Here is an 18,169-nt window from a genome sequence, read left to right as displayed (position 1 = left end):
TAACTTTAATATATGTTAATTATAGTACATAGAAGTGCAATTTTGAAGATATAAGGTTGATACTAATGAATGAAGACAAACTAAGAAGTAGTAAGAACACACAAGGCAATACTAATCCTCCGCCAATGCGTAGGGGGAAAAAGAAGCGGTTTAGGAAACTACCATTTATTATTTTGATTGGTATTATTATTTTAGCAATTATCATAGGCTATTCCGTACATGGTTATAATTCCGGCATAAAATATGCTAAAGATCATGGTAAAACGTTGAAACAGCATAAATTTAATGGTGCCATAAAGAATGATGGTAAAATTACGGTTATGGTACTAGGTGCGGATAAAGAACAAGGCGGAATTTCTAGAACGGATTCTATTATGATAGCGCAATACGATTATATTCACAAAAAGATGAAAATGATGTCTGTGATGCGTGACATTTATGCTGATATTCCTGGAAACGGACAGCATAAAATAAATTCTGCATATTCTATCGGTGGACCAGAATTGTTAAGACAAACATTGAAGAAAAATCTTGGCATTGATCCTGAATATTATGCGATTTTAGATTTTACTGGATTTGAAAAAATGATAGATGAACTAGAACCTAATGGTGTGCCAATTGATGTTGAGAAAGATATGTCAAAAAATATTGGCGTGTCATTGAAAAAAGGACATCATCGTCTGAATGGTAAAGAATTATTAGGTTATGCTAGATTTAGACATGATCCAGAAGGCGATTTTGGTCGTGTACGTAGACAACAGCAAGTAATGCAGTCTCTTAAGCAAGAACTCGCAAGTTTGGATACATTACCGAAGTTACCAAAAGTTGCTGGTATTTTAAGAGGTTATTTAAATACTAATATGCCAGATTCTGCATTAATACAATCAGGTTTAAACTTTGGTATCCGTGGTGATAAGAAAGTCGACTCTGTTACATTACCTATTAAAGGTACTTATCAGGATATTCAAACACCAATGGACGGTAGTGCTTTAGAAATTGATAAAGCCAAAAATAAAGCTGAAGTTAAAAAATTCCTTGAAGAAGATTAAGATAGTTTCGACATAAATAAAAAGCGTACGTTACCCTATGGATAGCGTACGCTTTTTTTATATAGAAAATTTTTCATTTGTAATCAGGTGGGTTAGGTGATGAACTTGATTACATTTTTGATCATTAATTCTGTTTTTATTGATCAGATTTTCTCACACCAGCTACGCCATAGTGAGATGCTTTCATTTCTTCTATGACAACTTTTATCGCCTCTTTATTAGCACCTGTTGTTTTTTCTACAGCATTTGTAACCTCAGTTACCAAATTTTTAAGTTGTTCATCTGAACGTCCTTCTAATAACTTTACATTTACGATTGGCATATGTAATTCCTCCTTTAATAATTTAAAGATATTATAGCATGAAAATTCGGAAAATTATAAATATATCAAATCGAAACATTTGTTCTTATCGCTATTGAAATAGAACATTTGTTCGTATATAATAAAATTAATTGAGGGAGGCATGAGATATGTATGATTATAATCTGGTGGAAGAGAGAGATGTATTGTGTATAGATCAAAAAAGTTTTTTTGCTAGCGTTTCTTGCATACAAAAAGGATTAGACCCAATGAAAGAAAAATTAGCTGTTGTTGCTGATACTAAAAGACAAGGTTCAGTTGTGTTAGCAGCAACGGGACCTTTGAAAGCATTAGGTGTAAAAACGGGATCTAGATTATTTGAAATACCACATAGAAATGACATATATATTATTAATCCAAGTATGAGAAAGTATTTAGAAGTTTCTGTAGCAATATCAAAAATTGCATTGCGCTATATTGCTCCTGAAGATTTACATCAGTATAGTGTAGATGAGTTTTTTATGGATGTGACCAATAGTTATCATAGGTTTAGTAGTACGGTTCAATCTTTTTGTCAAAAATTGCAATTTGAAATCAAAGAAGAAACAGGCATCAATTGTTCTATAGGTATAGGATCTAATATGTTATTGAGTAAGATTGCCATGGATGTAGAAGCAAAGCATACTAAAAGTCTAATTGCAGAATGGCGTTATCAAGATGTTCCAAAAAAACTTTGGCCAATCCAACCATTAAGAGAATTTTGGGGAATTAGTAGAAAAATTGAAGCGAAATTGAATAAAAGAGGTATTTTTACGATAGGCGATTTAGCACATTATCCTCACCAATACTTAAAAAGAGATTTAGGTGTTATAGGTGTGGATTTACATTTACATGCGAATGGTATCGATCAAAGTAGAGTGAGAGATAAATATAGAGTAATGAATCCATCTATTTGTAAGAGTCAGATACTGATGCGTGATTATCGTTATGAAGAATCTAAAGTAGTGATGCGAGAATTAATTGAAGATGTGGCGAGTCGTGTTAGAGGGCGAAATCAATTGGCAAGAACAATTCATTTTTCATTTGGTTATAGTGATGAGGGTGGCATAAATAAACAGTATACATTAGAAGAACCGACGAATTTAGAAGACAGTATTTTTAAAGTTGTCGAATATTTTGCTGATAAATTATGTGATCGTACCGCATTGATTCGTACAGTAAGTATTTCATTAACACAGTTTATAGAAGAGACAGATAGACAATTGAATTTGTTTATAGATGAATATGAAAGAAAGAGAAATGAAAAATTAGCTAAAACGATTGATGCATTGCATCGCAAATTTGGACGAGGTATTGTATCTAAAGCTGCTTCTTACACTGAAGCAGGAACAAAACACGGGAGATTAGGGCTTATGGCTGGCCATAAAATGTAAAGTCCCAAATAGCATTCTACTGGGCTTATACATGGAAGGTAGCTCAGGTAAATCTAAAAAATACTGCTTCATCCATTAAACAAGTAGGACAACGAAAATCAAATTTACCAAAAATGATTTCGCTGTCCCACTCATAAAATTTCATATATTAATCAAAATAAGTATCAAAATCACTAAGCGCATCTGCACCATCTTTGCGATCTTGTGGGTTTTTAAAACTAACTCGAAGTGCACCATAAATATCTTCACGAACTTCTAATATTCTCAAGTTGCTTATAGAAATATTATGTAAACTTAGGATATTTGTAACTTTGCTTATCATACCCGGTTTATCCGGAATGTCTACATATAGATCATACTCCACAGATAGTGCACCTTGTTGTTTAAGGGGTAACTGATCACGATAAACTTTAGCATCGTTGAAAAAATCATAAAGTTCATCAGGATTATTGTGTTCGATTATATTAATGACATCAGACATTTGATTTTTCCATTCTTTTAAAATGCGCAATATTGTATTTTTATTTTCAATAGTAATATCACGCCACATAATAGGATTACTACTTGCGATTCTAGTAATATCTCTAAAACCACCAGCTGCAAGCGTCTTAACAAGTGAAGAATCTTCGACATGTTGCGCATTCAAATGAACGAGACTTGAAGCAATGATATGAGGGACGTGACTCACAATACCAGTGACAAAATCATGTTCTTCCGCTGTTGTAGAAATAAATTTAGCACTCGTTGTTTGTAATAAGTGCTGTATTTCCTCAAAAGCAGCATCATTATCAGTTTCATTATGAACTAAAATATAAAAAGCATTTTCAAATAAATGTTTTTTTGCATTTAATACTCCAGATTTATGGCTTCCTGCCATAGGATGGCCACCAACCAAATGAATATCATGATTTAAAAGAAACTGCTCATATTGTTGAATCGTTGACTTTGTACTTCCAGTATCTGTAATAATTACATGTTTTTTTAGTTGATAGTTTGGTAAATCTTGTAAGTATTTAACAGTCTGCTGTACCGGTGTTGCATAAATAATAATGTCAGCATTTTCAACACTAGTTTTATAGTCAGTTGATTGATAATCTATGATACCAATAGACAATGCTTTATCTAATTGTGAAGTATCCGCATCAAAGGCGGTTATTTCGATATCATCATGATAATATCTTAAGTTACTCGCTAAGCTTCCGCCAATAAGGCCTAAGCCAACGAAAAGAATTTGTTTCATTTAACAAACCACCTCTATCAAAATTTTCAGAATAGTAACATTGTATAGTAGCGTATACAATTTCGCAATATGAATTAAAAGTAGAAGTAAAAGTGAATAACTTTATAGAAGGTATGCTAAAGTAAACATATTATGCTTACTAAAATAAACATAGCATGGATTAGGAGAGAAGGCATTGGAAATAAATCATATTTTAATAGCCGGTGACTATAAATCAATTTTCCAAAAATATTTAAAGGATTTAAAGAATTACCAATTAAGTTTTAAGTCAGTTGAATCAATTACAAATGAAGATTTAGATTGGGCAGATGCTTATGTGGGATTTGAGCCATGTGAGCAATTTAAACCATCACAGGTGAAATGGGTGCATACGTTTAATGCAGGCATCAATAACTATTTAGCTATAGACGACTGGCAAACATCGCAAACTTTACTCACAAGAACAATTAGTGATTTTGGAGAAAAAATGAGCGAATATTGTTTGAGCTATATATTAGCTGATTTACAACATCATAAGTTATTTGAAGAACAGCAAGATGAAAACATTTGGCTCAAACAATCACCACAAGCATTGCGAGATCAAACTATAACTATTTTTGGTACTGGAGAAACTGGACAAACCATTGCTAAGATATTTTCATTATTAGGTATGACTGTCTACGGTATTTCTAATAGTGGGAAAGCAAAAGCCTATTTTAAAAAAATGCTTCCTATCCATAAAGCTAAGACATTAGTTCAGCAAGCAGATTATATTATCAGTACTTTGCCACTAACAACAAAAACAGAAAAATTATTCAATCAAACTATGTTTGAAGCATTTGATCAAGCTTATTTTATCAATGTTGGTAGGGGACAAGTGGTGGATCAAGAAAGTTTAAAATCAGCTTTAAACAAAGGTAACGTCAGACATGCGGTATTAGATGTTTTTGAGTCAGAACCATTACACAAAAACTCTGAATTATGGCAAAGAAATGATATCACTATCACACCTCATATTTCTGCATTAACCGATTTGAATGAAGCTGTCACATGTTTTTATCATACTTTGAAAAATATAGAGCATGGTGAAATACTTGAAAATCAAGTGGATTTAAAAAGAGGCTATTAACAACGAACAAGCTGTACATATAACAAAAGCAATCATAAAGCTGTTTCTAAAAGTAAAATAAAGCTACTATCATCATCTCTATGTAAAGGATAGTAGCTTTATAATTAAAATTTAAGTATGTTTGGCAACATCAATTTAGCATATGGTTTTAAAATGTTATTGTATATTTTTAGATTTAGAATTTATATTTAACCTTTTTTCTAATACAGATATAAAAATAAAATTAACTAAAACAACTAAAAAAATAGTGCCAATATTTCCAAGTAAATGAGGCAAATCAAAATATAGTATTATAATCATCAATAGGATATTTGTATAAACATAAATATAAACATGAGTCATTATTTTTCGTTTAAGTTTATTTGATGCTGAGCCGAAGAATTTGAGAAGGCTTAATAAACCTAAAATTAATAAAAAACTTATTGCAATCATACTAGTGAAAACGTTATATTTTGTTGAGCTTGAAGTCAGAAAGATATTTAATACATATAAAATAAAAAAGATTATAGATATCGTATATCTTAATCTAACTTCCAATTTTAAAAGTTTGTCATTTTTCATAAAGTTTTATACACCCCTAAAGCATAATGATTATTTAATACATATTATTTAGAATTTCAAAATAATATTTAAAAATGTTGTTGTATGCAATGTAACATAAATTTTTAAATTCAACTATGTATTTTAAAAGGGATATAGTATTAATGGTATTATTTTTAAAATTTAAACGTTAGACTATATATATAATATATTTGGAGGGGGATTAGATGTCAGAATCAATTTTTAATACAATTCAAGCATTGACGGCAATAAATAGTCCGTCAGGGTACGCAGAAAAAGCCATTCAATACGTAAAAGGTGAAGCAGAACAATTAGGCTACCCAACAGAAGTGACTAACAAAGGAGCGCTATTAATCACAGCAAAAGGTGAAAATGATGAAGCGCAAAAATGTGTTACAGCACATGTGGATACGCTTGGCGCTATGGTCAAAGAAATTAAGGAGGATGGTCGTTTATCACTAGATTTAATCGGTGGGTTTAGTTATAACGCAATAGAAGGGGAATATTGTGAAATTGAAACTTCGTCAGGACAAATCTATACAGGAACCATTTGTTTACATGAAACAAGTGTACATGTATATCGCAATAATGACGATATCTCGAGAGATATTGAACATATGGAAGTAAGAATAGATGAAAAAGTCTCAACCAAAGAAGAAACTCAAAGTTTAGGTATAGAGGTAGGCGATTTTATAAGTTTTGATCCAAGAACACAGATTACATCATCAGGTTTTATTAAATCACGCCATTTAGATGATAAAGCAAGCGTAGCCATGATTATTGAATTTTTAAAGACTATAAAAAATAAAAATTTAACTTTACCACATACGATTCAATTCTATATATCAAATAATGAAGAAATTGGTTATGGTGCTAATGCGTCTATATCTCCAAAAATAAGTGAATTTATAGCATTTGATATGGGAGCATTAGGAGATGGACAAGCATCGGATGAATACACAGTTTCTATTTGTGCAAAAGACGCATCTGGTCCATATCATAAAGGGTTACGAGAGCAATTGGTTGAATTATGTAAGATAAATCAAATACCGTACAAGGTAGATATTTATCCATATTATAGTTCTGATGCTTCTGCAGCATTAAAAGCGGGTGCTGATATCAAGCATGGTTTATTTGGTGCAGGCATTGAATCCTCTCATGCATTAGAACGGACACATATCGATTCTATAAAGGCAACGCAAGCATTGTTACAGGCTTATTGTCTAGCAGCTATACAGAGCTAAATGTTTATACTAATTGTTTAAATTATTAGTTGAAAAGGAGAATTTGAGTGGAACAGTCACTACTTTGGTCAAGAAAATTCATACCTGTGTATTTCATAGTAGCAGCGCTACATTTCATATTTTTTAAGATGTATATCCAAACAGACAATTATTCTATTTATTTGATGACTATTTTACTTGTTGGTTTAGGTATTGCTTCTTGTATATATAATTATAGAAATAGGTTATAATTTAAATGAAGTACCAGCTATGTTAATGGAATTAGAATCTTTGATGCCATAAAAACATAGATATATTAAAAAAAGAGCCATTTATGGCTCTTTTTTTGGTTTGAAAAATCATAACAGTCTAGTAAGTGAATTCAACAAAGTTAATGAACAACTTAAACAATAAATAAATTTAAATGAAAACTCAGACATCTTATTGATAATCAATATCAATTACTGCATAATAAAATGATATTGAAAGAATATACTAAAAGGGATGATAGGATGAAAAGATTAATTGTTTTATTTTTAAGTTTATTAATTATTTTGTCTGCTTGTGGTCAAAATAAAGACTCGAATAAAGAAACAAAAACGTTTAAAACGCAATCAGGAAAGAGTATTAAAATACCAAAGCACCCAAAAAGGATAGTAGTTTTAACTTCAAATTTCGGTAATTTTAAAGATTTAGGCGTTACACCTGTGGGTGTTAATAATGATTTTCCAAAATCAAAATATATCAATGAAAAAGGTGCTAAACGTGTAGGTTCAGAAGATGTTGAAGGTGTTGCAAAATTGAAGCCAGACCTAATTTTGACTTATGATGTAAATACTAAAATAAAAAAATATCAAAAAATCGCACCTACAATACCAATAAAATACAATGATTATTCATATAAAGAAATGCATCTTGCAATAGGGAAAATACTAAATAAAGAAAATGAAGCTAAAAAACAAATTAAAGATATGGAGAAACAACTTCAATCTGATGGAAAGGTAATTAAAGATAAAATAGGCTCAAATAAAACTTTTACCGTAATGGAAATCAAACCTAAGCAACTTTCAATTTTTGGTGAAAATTTTGGTAGAGGCACGCCAATAATATATCAAGAATATCAATTACCATTTCCAAAAGGTGTAAAGGGAATGCTTGATAAAGATGGCTTTAAAACAATACCACATGAGCAATATAGCAAATATACTGCTGATTTTATATTAATTCCGACTGAAAAAGGTAACCCTATCAACAATGAATTTACAGAATCATCGCTTTGGAAAAATCAGCCAGCTTATAAAAATAATCATATATATTATTATCCTAAAAATGAGGCTACCTATTCTGATCCTTCATCGCTTAAGAAACTTTCAAATTATTTCAAGGATAGATTGCTAGAGCAAAAATAAATATATGATGATATTGAAGTGACATCTTTGATTATGGTATATAAAATTGTACTAATCAAAGATGTCTATATATTACTTATTAAAGAAAGATAATTTCAATGGCCAAAATGATTTAAATAACGCGTAGGGTGGTTTTTAAACTGAAGAAAACGCTGCTTTATTAGCTTTTTTAATAATAATGAGCCGTTTATAACAATTTAAGGGTAACTGTTGGCATCTCGATGTATATACCATTAAAATAGAAATTAACGACTAACTATAAAAAAAGCAATCAAATGTAATATGGGAGTATAAAATCATGAAAAAACCGAGTTTAAGAACGTTATTGTTAACGATATTTTGGATATTAGTTTTACTATATGCGATGTATGTAACATTTGCTGACCATAAATTTCAATATCATCCAATTATCTTTTTATTCTTATTTGCCATAGGTGCAAATTTAATCAAAAAAGTCGCTCCAAAAGATAATTATGAAAAATATCAAAATAATAAAGACAAGCTAGAATAGGCTTATCTAATATGGCTTTGTAATATAATCGATGTATTTTTCAATAGCACGGAAAGTATAAAAATGAAATTAATGATTGACAAATTGATTTTATCCTAGTAGGATTCTAGGTAATTACTTTTTGCAACGAAAGTTGCCATTTGAAAGATAACGTAGCAAATATGTCATGTAGCAAAAAGAAAGCTAATGGTTGATGAAAATTAGCACTGCATATATTGTGAATTGGGCTTTTAAATGTACTAAATTAATAGCAATGAAAGTGAACAATGAATTTGTTAACTAAGGTGGCACCACGGTAACGCGTCCTTACATTATGTATGCGTTAATGTGGTGTTTTTTTATATTAAATTTGAACTGAATTAGAAAACAAAATGAAGTAAGTTATGGCAGGGTAGTTACAGAAAGTTAGTGGTTGATGCAAACTAACACCCACATATACTGAAATTGGGTTTTGTTGGATTAAAACGAATAAAACAAAGAGCGAGTAGATGATTTTAAATTAATTGTTTATCTACTAATTTTAGGTGGTACCGCGCGTCAGCGTCCTTAACATAGTTTAAGGGCGCTGTTTTTTTATAAGGAGGAAAGTTAAATGAAAGTACAATATCAAAAGTTAAATGCTGAAGTTACCCCAGAAGCATTAGCAAGATTAAGAAAAAATAAAATGATTTTAGAAAGCTCAGATCAATCACAATTAAAAGGACGTTATTCTATAGTGATTTTTGACACTTATGGAGCAATTACTTTGGATAATGATGAAATGACTATTCAAACAGCTACTAACAAAACGATAGAACAGAATCAGCCTTATGAAAAAATGCAAGCTTTTATAGATCAATATAAAACTAATATAGAGGATGCAATATTAGAAGATTTACCTTTTATTTCAGGTTTCGTTGGGTCGTGTAGTTTTGATTTGGTAAGACATGCATTTCCTGTTTTAAAAGAAATTGAATTAACAGATCACCCACAACACGACGCAAAATTATATATGGTAGAAGATGTTTATGTTTTTGATCATTACAAAGAACATTTATACGTCATCGCAACGAATTTATTTTCTAATCAAAGTGATGAACAATTGAAAGCACGTGTGCAACGTCGTGTAGAAGAATTACAACAAATTAATATCTATCCTTTACGAAATGAACAAAAAGTAACAGAAAAAAACATAAAATCTAATATGGCAACGGAACAATTTATAGCAACAGTAGAAAAAATGAAGCATCTTATACAACAAGGTGATATGTTCCAAGTTGTGCCATCTATCATATACAGCTATGAACACAATTTTGGACAACAGTTACATCAATTATCTTATCAGTTGTATCAAAATTTAAAACGTCAAAACCCAAGTCCGTATATGTACTACTTGAACATGGATGAACGCATTGTCGTCGGCAGTTCACCTGAGAGTTTTGTAAAAGTTCAAGGTCAAACAGTAGTGACCAATCCTATTGCTGGAACAATAAAAAGAGGAAGCACTCTGGAAGAAGACAATGCAAACGAAACACAATTGAAAAACGATCACAAAGAATTAAGTGAACATCGCATGTTAGTTGATTTAGGAAGAAATGATATTCACAGAGTAAGTGAAAGAGGTACTTCTAAGATACAAAAGTTAATGGCAATTGAGCGTTATGAACATGTTATGCATATTGTAAGTGAAGTAACAGGACAACTTAAGCAAGACTATTCTCCAATGTCTGTGATTGCGAGCTTACTACCTACTGGTACAGTGTCGGGTGCTCCAAAACTAAGAGCCATTCAACGTATCTATGAAGCACAACCACAAAAACGAGGTGTCTATAGTGGCGGTATAGGCTACATCAATTGTAATCATGATTTAGATTTCGCCTTGGCAATACGTACAATGATGATTGATGAAACACATGTAAATGTTGAAGCTGGATGTGGCGTTGTCTATGACTCAATACCTGAAAAAGAACTAGAAGAAACAAAGTTAAAAGCTAAGAGTTTATTGGAGGTGTCACCATGATATTAATCGTTGATAACTATGATTCATTTACCTATAACCTAGTAGATATGATAGCCAAAAATAATGAAGTGATAGTGAAATATCCTGATGATTCGGAGATTTATCATTTAGATGTAGATGGTGTAGTCATATCACCTGGGCCAGGGCACCCATTAGATAAAGAAGATTTAATGAAAATTATAAAGCATTATGAAAATAAACCAATCTTAGGTGTATGTTTAGGTGCTCAAGCATTAACATGCTATCACGGTGGAGATGTTATTCAAAGTGAATTCATCATGCATGGTAAAACGGATCAAATGAGAATCATAAAAGATACAAAGTTGTATAGAAATATTCCAGAATATTCTGAAATAATGAGGTATCATTCACTGATTAGTAATTCAAAAACAATACCTGAAGCATTTATTATAACAGCAGAAACAAAAGATTGTATTCAATCATTTGAACATAGTCAATTGTTACACTTCGGAATTCAATATCATCCTGAATCTTTTGCAACAGCGGATGGTGTACAAATCATCAATAATTTTTTGAATATAGTAAAGGAGGACAAAAGTAATGGAACTACAAGCACAATTAAAACAGTATAAACCATTAAATCAGCAACAAATGAATGAATTTATAGAACTACTTATTGCTGATGATATATCAAACGAAGTAAAAGCAAATTTATTATCATCGTTCTCAGAAAAAGAGATTACTCAAGAAGAATTAACATATATTTCAAAAAGTTTGATTCATTCTATGTATCGACAGCAGCCTTATTATCCGAATGGTATGTGTGTTTGTGGTACAGGGGGAGATAAATCAAATAGCTTTAATATTTCAACGACAGTTTCATTTGTAATTGCTAGCGCAAATATCCCTGTGATTAAACATGGCAATAAGAGTGTTACCTCATCATCAGGTAGTACAGATTTGCTAGAGGCAATGGGTATAAATACAAGTTCTGTTGAAGCAACACCAAGTCAATTGAATCAAGTTGGTTTAGCTTTCTTGAGTGCAACAGATACGTACCCGATTATGAAAAGCATTCAACCTATTAGAAAAATGATGACTAACCCAACAATTTTTAATATAACTGGTCCGATTATTAATCCATTTAAATTAGATTATCAAGTGATGGGTGTATATGAAACATCAAAATTAGAAAAGATTGCTCAAACACTTAAAGATTTAGGCCGTAAAAAAGCAATCGTTGTCTATGGAGCCAATGGCATGGATGAAGCAACGCTTTCTGGTGATAATATGATATACGAAGTAAATGAAAACGAAGCTACTAAAAATTATACTGTAAATCCAAAGGACGTTGGTTTAGCGTATGCACCAAATGAAGCGCTCATTGGTGGTACACCACTTGAAAATTTAGAGATTACCAAAAATATTTTGACGGGTGTTGATCGAAGCGCAAAACGTGATGTAGTGGTGTTTAATGCGGGTATCGCTTTATATGTTGCTGAGAAGGTCAGCTCTATTAAACAAGGTGTAATTGAAGCACAACGCTTAATTGATAATGGCAATGCTATTGCACAATACAACAAAATGGGAGGAATGACATATGACTATATTGGATGAAATCGTGGATTATAAAAGAAATTTAATAAAAGAAGGTTACTATGAAGAGAAATTAAAGACATTAAATGAGGTAGACATTACGCATAAATCTTCGTTTAAGTCGCAATTAGATGAGTCTAACCAATTAGCAGTAATCGCAGAGATTAAATCTAAAAGTCCAACATTAGATCAATTACCAAATAGAGATTTAGCACAACAAGTTAAGGATTACGAAGCTAACGGTGCAAATGCAGTCTCAATTCTCACAGATGAGCATTACTTTGGAGGTAGCTATGAAAGATTGCAAGATTTAACATTACAAACGACTTTACCGGTACTATGTAAGGACTTTGTTGTCGATAAAATTCAAATTGATGTAGCAAAAAAAGCCGGAGCATCAATCATATTGTTAATCGTTAATGTATTAACAGATCAACAAATGAAAGATTTATATCAATATGCGACATCACTAAATTTAGAAGTACTAGTAGAAGTACATGATAAAGAAGAATTGGAACGCGCTTACAAATTAAGCCCGCAACTTATTGGTGTAAACAATAGAGATTTGAAACGATTTGTCACAGATGTGTTGCATACAAATGAAATATTAGAAAACAAAAAAGAGGGCTACCATTATATTTCGGAAAGTGGGATTCGGGATGCACAGGATGTAGCGAATGTGGTTGAGTCAGGTATTGATGGTCTGTTAATAGGTGAATCGTTAATGAAATGTGAAGATTTAAGTCAATTTTTACCAGGATTGAAATTAACTAAGGTGACAAAGTGAAAATAAAATTTTGTGGATTTCGTACGTTAGAAGATGTTGAAAAGGCAAAAGCATTGAATATCGACGCTATGGGCTTTATACATTTTACTGAGAGTAAGCGATTTGTTGATATTCAAACGATTAAACAATTTACAGATATTATACCAAATGATAAGGAAAAAGTGATTATTCTAGTAAATCCTGAACGCGCTACAATAGATAGCATTATTAATCATACAGGTATTACAACAATACAACTTCATGGAAACGAACCTATAAGTACGGTGCAATATATTAGACAACAAAATAGTAACTTAAAAATTATTAAAGCATTACCTGCAGTAAATCAACAAACATTATTGACATCAATAGATGATTACAAGCATTCAGTTGACCAATTTATTATTGATACACCATCACAATCCTATGGTGGTACTGGCAAAAAGTATGATTGGAAAATTTTAGATACCATACATGATGTTGATTATTTAATTGCAGGTGGCATTAATTATGAAAATATACAAAAGATAGAAAACTTATCACTTCATCATACTGGTTATGATATTGCAAGTGGCATAGAAACGAATCATAAAAAAGACTTAAATAAAATGTTAGAAATTATAAAACTTTTAAAAGGAGCTCAATAAACTATGATTGAAAATATACAAACAGAAGCAGATGCATTTGGTTTTTTCGGTAATTATGGTGGACAATATGTACCAGAAACATTAATGCCCGCAATACAAGAATTGAAACAAGCTTATCAGGACGCTAAAAATGATCCTCAATTTCAGATAGAACTTGATGATTACTTAAAAGATTACGTAGGTCGTGAAACACCGCTAACATATGCTAAGTCTTATTCGGAATTACTTGGTGGTGCAAAAATCTATTTGAAACGTGAGGATTTAAACCATACGGGTGCACATAAAATTAATAATGCACTTGGTCAAGCACTGTTAGCTAAACGCATGGGAAAAAATAAATTAGTAGCCGAAACTGGAGCGGGGCAACATGGTGTTGCTAGTGCAACTGTAGCTGCCTTATTTGATATGGAACTCGTTGTGTTTATGGGTGAAGAAGATATCAAAAGACAATCATTAAACGTGTTTAGAATGGAACTATTAGGCGCAAAAGTGGAATCAGTCACTGAAGGACAAGGCACATTATCTGATGCAGTCAATAAAGCATTACAGTACTGGGTAAGCCATGTTGATGATACGCATTATTTGCTAGGCTCTGCACTGGGACCTGATCCTTTTCCTACTATTGTAAGAGACTTTCAAAAAATTATTGGTCAAGAAATTAAAGCACAAGTTCATGAAAAAGAAGGTCAATTACCAGATGCTATTGTCGCATGTGTAGGCGGTGGTTCTAATGCCATCGGGACGTTTTATCCATTTGTAAAGGATGATGTTAAGCTTTACGGTGTTGAGGCAGCGGGCGACGGAATAGATTCAGATAAACACGCGCTTGCTATAAATAAAGGTAAAGAAGGCGTGTTACATGGTACAAAAATGTATTTAATTCAAGATGATGATGGTCAAATACAATTAGCACACTCAATATCTGCAGGATTGGATTATCCTGGCGTTGGTCCAGAGCATTCATATTATCATGACATTGGAAGAGTGAAATATGCTACTGCAAGTGACAAACAAGCGATGGATGCTTTAGTGCGATTTACTAAAGCGGAAGGTATCATACCAGCTATCGAAAGTGCACATGCCTTAAGTTATGTAGAAACATTGGCACCTACGATGCGTAAAGATGAAATACTTGTGGTTACAGTATCAGGCCGCGGTGATAAAGATATGGAAACGATCAGAAATTATATGAAACAGGAGGGTGACACGCATGCATAAATTATTTGTACCTTATGTTATGGGCAACAGAGACTTTATTGAAAATGTAAAAACACTAAGTGAAGCAGGTGCAGATATAGTTGAAGTGGGTGTTCCATTTTCAGACCCTGTTGCTGATGGGCCGGTAATCATGAATGCTGGTAATAAAGCAATTCAAGAAGGCGTTAATATACAATATATTTTCGATCAACTTACAGAAAATCAAGATGAGATTCAAAGTAAGTATGTGTTAATGACATATTACAATATCATAAATCATTATGGTGAATCAGCATTTTTGAATGCTTGTGAAGAAGCAGGTGTGTATGGTTTGATCATACCTGATTTGCCTCATGAGTTGGTGCAACAACTTAAAGCGCGTCATCCAGAACGAAAAACAAATATTATTTCATTAATTGCTATGACAACTTCAAACACTAGAAGTCATCAAATAGCTAAGGATGCAGAAGGATTTATTTATACTGTAACGATGAATGCGACTACAGGCGAAGATGGTAAATTTCATCCAGAGCTAAAAAATAGAATTAAAGATATAAAAGCACATACTGAAGTTCCTGTAGTAGCTGGATTTGGTATAAGAACAGCAGCACATGTAAAAGATATTATTGAAGCTTCAGATGGCGTAGTGATAGGTAGTGAAATAGTAAAACGCTTTGAAAATGACGATAAACAAACTACCATTGAGTATTTAAAAACAATAAGAAATGTCTTGAATTAAGCAAAGATTGTCATATATTTTTATGTGTATGCATTAAAAATAAGGGTAATATGATATCAGAGGAAGAGTTAGATAAATAGTATCGTTGGTATTATTTATCGTTCATACCTTTATTTTTAAAAGAGGTGACTTAATTTGAGTAAAAAAGTATTATTCATAATTACGAGTAGAAGTCAATATGATGATGGCACGCCAACTGGACTATGGTTAGAAGAGGCGAGCGAACCTTATAATATATTAACAGAAGCAGGTATTGATGTGGATATCGTGTCGATTGAAGGTGGAGAAATTCCATTAGATCCAAATTCTACACAAAATGATGAATTAAATCAGTATGCTAATTTTGTTGAAAAGTTAAAACAAGTACCAAGTATTGAAAATATTGATGTATCACAGTACGATGCAGTCTATTTACCTGGTGGACATGGTACCGTATTTGATTTTGCACATAACCAACAATTAGCAGATATCCTTGCAGACTTTAAAGAAGAAAAGAAAATTATTTCTTCAGTATGTCACGGACCAAGTGCATTTGTGGGTGCCAAAGATAAACAAGGCAATTTCTTAGTTAAAGGTGTTACATTAACATCATTTACAGATAATGAAGAACGTACGATGGGCTTAGAAGACAAAGTTCCATTTTTAACTCAAACGGAATTGGAAAATCAAGGTGCTAAGTTTGTGACAAAAGATGATTTTACAGAGCATATTGAATCTGATGCCCAATTTATCACTGGTCAAAATCCACAATCAAGTGTAGCAATAGGTAAAGCAATCAGAGATGCTTTATAATTAGAAACTTTTTATTGAAATAATATAAAACCGGAGAACGAGATAAGTTCTCCGGTTTTATCATGTATTTACAAATAAATTAAGTGAAGATGACAGTAAATATATAATTAAGGTAATAAAACCAAAAGTTATTCATAATTAAATTATAAATCTAACATGTTAAATATGAATAAATGCTTACGCTTTGTTAAAATAAAAGTAGTGATATAATTAAATAATACATAAAACGCAGTGTAATCATTGCATTAGAAAGATTATGTACAGGCTAATGATTTAGTTTTATAAATGAATATTGTATAATAATCTAGATTGAGAATTAAACTCGAAAATAGAACTATAGATAAATAGGAGTATATAAAAAATGAAATTTACGAATTTAACTGCAAAAGAGTTCGGTGCATTTACGGATAAAATGCCGAATAGTCATTTTACGCAAATGGTTGGAAATTATGAATTGAAAATTGCAGAAAGTACAGAAACACACCTAGTAGGAATTAAGAATAATGATAATGAAGTAATTGCAGCATGTTTACTTACAGCTGTGCCTGTTATGAAATTCTTCAAGTATTTTTATTCCAATAGAGGTCCAGTCATAGATTTTGAAAATAAAGAACTCGTGCATTACTTCTTTAACGAATTAGCAAAATATGTAAAAAAACATAATGCCTTATATTTACGAGTAGATCCTTATCTTGCTTATCAATATCGTAATCATGATGGTGAAGTATTAGCAAATGCGGGTCACGATTGGATTTTTGATAAAATGAAACAACTCGGTTATAAGCATGAAGGTTTTTTAACTGGCTTTGACCCAATACTTCAAATAAGATTCCATTCTGTTTTAGATTTAGCTGGAAAAACTGCTAAAGACGTACTTAATGGTATGGATAGTTTACGTAAACGAAATACTAAAAAAGTACAGAAAAATGGTGTGAAAGTAAGATTTTTAGGTGAAGATGAGTTGCCAATATTCCGCTCATTCATGGAAGATACTTCTGAAACAAAGGATTTTGACGATAGAGATGACGATTTTTATTATAATAGGTTAAGGTATTATAAAGATCGTGTGCTTGTCCCATTAGCTTATATGGATTTTGATGAATATATAACAGAATTAAAGGCTGAACGCGAAGTATTAAGTAAAGATATAAATAAAGCAGTTAAGGATATAGAAAAAAGACCAGAAAATAAAAAAGCGTATAATAAAAAAGAAAATTTAGAACAACAACTGATTGCAAACCAACAAAAAATAGATGAAGCCACTGCGTTACAAGAAAAGCATGGTAACGAATTACCGATTTCTGCAGCTTACTTTATTATTAATCCTTATGAAGTCGTTTACTATGCAGGTGGTACATCTAATGAATTTAGACATTTTGCTGGTAGTTATGCAATACAATGGAAGATGATTAATTATGCTATAGATCATAATATAGATAGATATAATTTTTATGGTATTAGTGGTCATTTTACTGAAGATGCAGAAGATGCAGGTGTTGTTAAATTTAAAAAAGGTTTTAATGCAGATGTAGTAGAATATGTTGGTGATTTTATTAAACCGATTAATAAGCCAATGTACAAAATTTATACGACATTGAAAAAAATTAAGGATAAAAAGAAATAAACATAAATAGAAG

19 protein-coding genes are annotated in these 18,169 nt (G+C 31.6%); 16 read left to right on the top strand and 3 right to left on the bottom strand.

Annotation, left to right across the window (positions count from 1 at the left end; all coding sequences use genetic code 11):
• Positions 1 to 65: 65 nt before the first annotated feature.
• Positions 66 to 1,049 (top strand): LCP family protein, encoded by a 984-nt coding sequence (locus ACP7BT_RS02410; protein ID WP_194379240.1) that lies wholly within the window; start codon positions 66 to 68, stop codon positions 1,047 to 1,049.
• Between the two features lie 136 nt (positions 1,050 to 1,185).
• Here the strand turns inward: ACP7BT_RS02410 and ACP7BT_RS02405 are convergent, their stop codons facing one another.
• Positions 1,186 to 1,371: a 2-hydroxymuconate tautomerase gene (locus tag ACP7BT_RS02405; RefSeq protein ID WP_002483355.1), complete on the bottom strand. Its 186-nt coding sequence runs from the start codon at positions 1,369 to 1,371 to the stop codon at positions 1,186 to 1,188.
• Between the two features lie 149 nt (positions 1,372 to 1,520).
• Between ACP7BT_RS02405 and ACP7BT_RS02400 the strand changes: the two genes are divergently transcribed.
• Positions 1,521 to 2,783, top strand: a complete 1,263-nt coding sequence (locus ACP7BT_RS02400) for a Y-family DNA polymerase (protein ID WP_002483354.1) — start codon at positions 1,521 to 1,523, stop codon at positions 2,781 to 2,783.
• 148 nt (positions 2,784 to 2,931) lie between these two features.
• Here ACP7BT_RS02400 and ACP7BT_RS02395 read toward each other — a convergent pair whose 3' ends face one another.
• Positions 2,932 to 4,023 (bottom strand): prephenate dehydrogenase, encoded by a 1,092-nt coding sequence (locus ACP7BT_RS02395; protein ID WP_002483353.1) that lies wholly within the window; start codon positions 4,021 to 4,023, stop codon positions 2,932 to 2,934.
• A 175-nt stretch (positions 4,024 to 4,198) separates the two neighbouring features.
• Here ACP7BT_RS02395 and ACP7BT_RS02390 point away from each other — a divergent pair, with 175 nt between their 5' ends.
• The gene (locus ACP7BT_RS02390) at positions 4,199 to 5,131 is read left to right on the top strand and encodes a D-2-hydroxyacid dehydrogenase (RefSeq protein ID WP_069821969.1); all 933 of its coding nucleotides are present in this window, start codon (positions 4,199 to 4,201) and stop codon (positions 5,129 to 5,131) included.
• Between the two features lie 156 nt (positions 5,132 to 5,287).
• Here ACP7BT_RS02390 and ACP7BT_RS02385 read toward each other — a convergent pair whose 3' ends face one another.
• On the bottom strand, positions 5,288 to 5,692 hold the full coding sequence (locus tag ACP7BT_RS02385) for a hypothetical protein (RefSeq protein ID WP_069821970.1): 405 nt from the start codon (positions 5,690 to 5,692) through the stop codon (positions 5,288 to 5,290).
• Positions 5,693 to 5,898: 206 nt separating this feature from the next.
• On the opposite strand from ACP7BT_RS02385, the gene ACP7BT_RS02380 reads away from it, so the two are divergent.
• The 13 genes from ACP7BT_RS02380 to ACP7BT_RS02320 all read left to right on the top strand — a co-directional run bounded on the left by ACP7BT_RS02380 (position 5,899) and on the right by ACP7BT_RS02320 (position 18,156).
• Positions 5,899 to 6,936, top strand: a complete 1,038-nt coding sequence (locus tag ACP7BT_RS02380) for a M42 family metallopeptidase (RefSeq protein ID WP_069821971.1) — start codon at positions 5,899 to 5,901, stop codon at positions 6,934 to 6,936.
• A 47-nt stretch (positions 6,937 to 6,983) separates the two neighbouring features.
• Positions 6,984 to 7,166: a hypothetical protein gene (locus ACP7BT_RS02375; protein ID WP_075339762.1), complete on the top strand. Its 183-nt coding sequence runs from the start codon at positions 6,984 to 6,986 to the stop codon at positions 7,164 to 7,166.
• Between the two features lie 261 nt (positions 7,167 to 7,427).
• Positions 7,428 to 8,324 (top strand): ABC transporter substrate-binding protein, encoded by an 897-nt coding sequence (locus tag ACP7BT_RS02370; RefSeq protein WP_069821972.1) that lies wholly within the window; start codon positions 7,428 to 7,430, stop codon positions 8,322 to 8,324.
• 298 nt (positions 8,325 to 8,622) lie between these two features.
• A complete protein-coding gene (locus ACP7BT_RS02365) occupies positions 8,623 to 8,835 on the top strand; it encodes a hypothetical protein (protein ID WP_041080518.1) in 213 nt (70 codons plus the stop codon).
• Positions 8,836 to 9,427: 592 nt separating this feature from the next.
• The gene (locus tag ACP7BT_RS02360; RefSeq protein ID WP_041080520.1) at positions 9,428 to 10,834 is read left to right on the top strand and encodes an anthranilate synthase component I; all 1,407 of its coding nucleotides are present in this window, start codon (positions 9,428 to 9,430) and stop codon (positions 10,832 to 10,834) included.
• Positions 10,831 to 11,427, top strand: a complete 597-nt coding sequence (locus ACP7BT_RS02355) for an anthranilate synthase component II (protein WP_041080522.1) — start codon at positions 10,831 to 10,833, stop codon at positions 11,425 to 11,427. Before ACP7BT_RS02360 ends, ACP7BT_RS02355 begins: the two co-directional genes overlap by 4 nt.
• On the top strand, positions 11,396 to 12,412 hold the full coding sequence (gene trpD, locus ACP7BT_RS02350) for an anthranilate phosphoribosyltransferase (protein ID WP_041080524.1): 1,017 nt from the start codon (positions 11,396 to 11,398) through the stop codon (positions 12,410 to 12,412). The genes ACP7BT_RS02355 and trpD overlap by 32 nt, the downstream gene beginning before the upstream one ends.
• A complete protein-coding gene (trpC, locus tag ACP7BT_RS02345) occupies positions 12,396 to 13,178 on the top strand; it encodes an indole-3-glycerol phosphate synthase TrpC (RefSeq protein WP_037538453.1) in 783 nt (260 codons plus the stop codon). Before trpD ends, trpC begins: the two co-directional genes overlap by 17 nt.
• Positions 13,175 to 13,804 carry a phosphoribosylanthranilate isomerase gene (locus tag ACP7BT_RS02340; RefSeq protein ID WP_041080525.1) on the top strand — a complete coding sequence of 210 codons (630 nt, stop codon included), beginning with the start codon at positions 13,175 to 13,177 and terminating at the stop codon, positions 13,802 to 13,804. The genes trpC and ACP7BT_RS02340 overlap by 4 nt, the downstream gene beginning before the upstream one ends.
• A gap of 3 nt (positions 13,805 to 13,807) precedes the next feature.
• Complete coding sequence (gene trpB / locus ACP7BT_RS02335) at positions 13,808 to 15,022, top strand: tryptophan synthase subunit beta (RefSeq protein WP_041080526.1); 1,215 nt, start codon at positions 13,808 to 13,810, stop codon at positions 15,020 to 15,022.
• Entirely contained in the window at positions 15,015 to 15,740 is a 726-nt protein-coding gene (gene trpA, locus ACP7BT_RS02330) for a tryptophan synthase subunit alpha (protein WP_041080527.1), read from the top strand. Before trpB ends, trpA begins: the two co-directional genes overlap by 8 nt.
• Positions 15,741 to 15,875: 135 nt before the next feature.
• Entirely contained in the window at positions 15,876 to 16,532 is a 657-nt protein-coding gene (locus tag ACP7BT_RS02325; protein WP_002483341.1) for a type 1 glutamine amidotransferase domain-containing protein, read from the top strand.
• Between the two features lie 361 nt (positions 16,533 to 16,893).
• Positions 16,894 to 18,156, top strand: a complete 1,263-nt coding sequence (locus ACP7BT_RS02320; protein WP_002483340.1) for an aminoacyltransferase — start codon at positions 16,894 to 16,896, stop codon at positions 18,154 to 18,156.
• Positions 18,157 to 18,169 lie beyond the last annotated feature (13 nt).

The organism is Staphylococcus sp. Y174-1, from assembly GCF_049897865.1.
Lineage (GTDB): Bacteria > Bacillota > Bacilli > Staphylococcales > Staphylococcaceae > Staphylococcus > Staphylococcus saprophyticus.
The sequence above is the reverse complement of the archived record's forward strand: the minus strand, read 5'-3'. Positions and strand labels throughout refer to the sequence as shown.

Bases quoted from the DNA above. Each gene is read 5' to 3' on its own strand.
- ACP7BT_RS02410 (WP_194379240.1), top strand. From the start codon at position 66: ATGAATGAAGACAAACTAAGAAGTAGTAAGAACACACAAGGCAATACT.
- ACP7BT_RS02405 (WP_002483355.1), bottom strand. From the start codon at position 1,371: ATGCCAATCGTAAATGTAAAGTTATTAGAAGGACGTTCAGATGAACAA.
- ACP7BT_RS02400 (WP_002483354.1), top strand. From the start codon at position 1,521: ATGTATGATTATAATCTGGTGGAAGAGAGAGATGTATTGTGTATAGAT.
- ACP7BT_RS02395 (WP_002483353.1), bottom strand. From the start codon at position 4,023: ATGAAACAAATTCTTTTCGTTGGCTTAGGCCTTATTGGCGGAAGCTTA.
- ACP7BT_RS02385 (WP_069821970.1), bottom strand. From the start codon at position 5,692: ATGAAAAATGACAAACTTTTAAAATTGGAAGTTAGATTAAGATATACG.
- ACP7BT_RS02380 (WP_069821971.1), top strand. From the start codon at position 5,899: ATGTCAGAATCAATTTTTAATACAATTCAAGCATTGACGGCAATAAAT.
- ACP7BT_RS02370 (WP_069821972.1), top strand. From the start codon at position 7,428: ATGAAAAGATTAATTGTTTTATTTTTAAGTTTATTAATTATTTTGTCT.
- ACP7BT_RS02365 (WP_041080518.1), top strand. From the start codon at position 8,623: ATGAAAAAACCGAGTTTAAGAACGTTATTGTTAACGATATTTTGGATA.
- ACP7BT_RS02360 (WP_041080520.1), top strand. From the start codon at position 9,428: ATGAAAGTACAATATCAAAAGTTAAATGCTGAAGTTACCCCAGAAGCA.
- ACP7BT_RS02355 (WP_041080522.1), top strand. From the start codon at position 10,831: ATGATATTAATCGTTGATAACTATGATTCATTTACCTATAACCTAGTA.
- trpD (WP_041080524.1), top strand. From the start codon at position 11,396: ATGGAACTACAAGCACAATTAAAACAGTATAAACCATTAAATCAGCAA.
- trpC (WP_037538453.1), top strand. From the start codon at position 12,396: ATGACTATATTGGATGAAATCGTGGATTATAAAAGAAATTTAATAAAA.
- trpB (WP_041080526.1), top strand. From the start codon at position 13,808: ATGATTGAAAATATACAAACAGAAGCAGATGCATTTGGTTTTTTCGGT.
- trpA (WP_041080527.1), top strand. From the start codon at position 15,015: ATGCATAAATTATTTGTACCTTATGTTATGGGCAACAGAGACTTTATT.
- ACP7BT_RS02320 (WP_002483340.1), top strand. From the start codon at position 16,894: ATGAAATTTACGAATTTAACTGCAAAAGAGTTCGGTGCATTTACGGAT.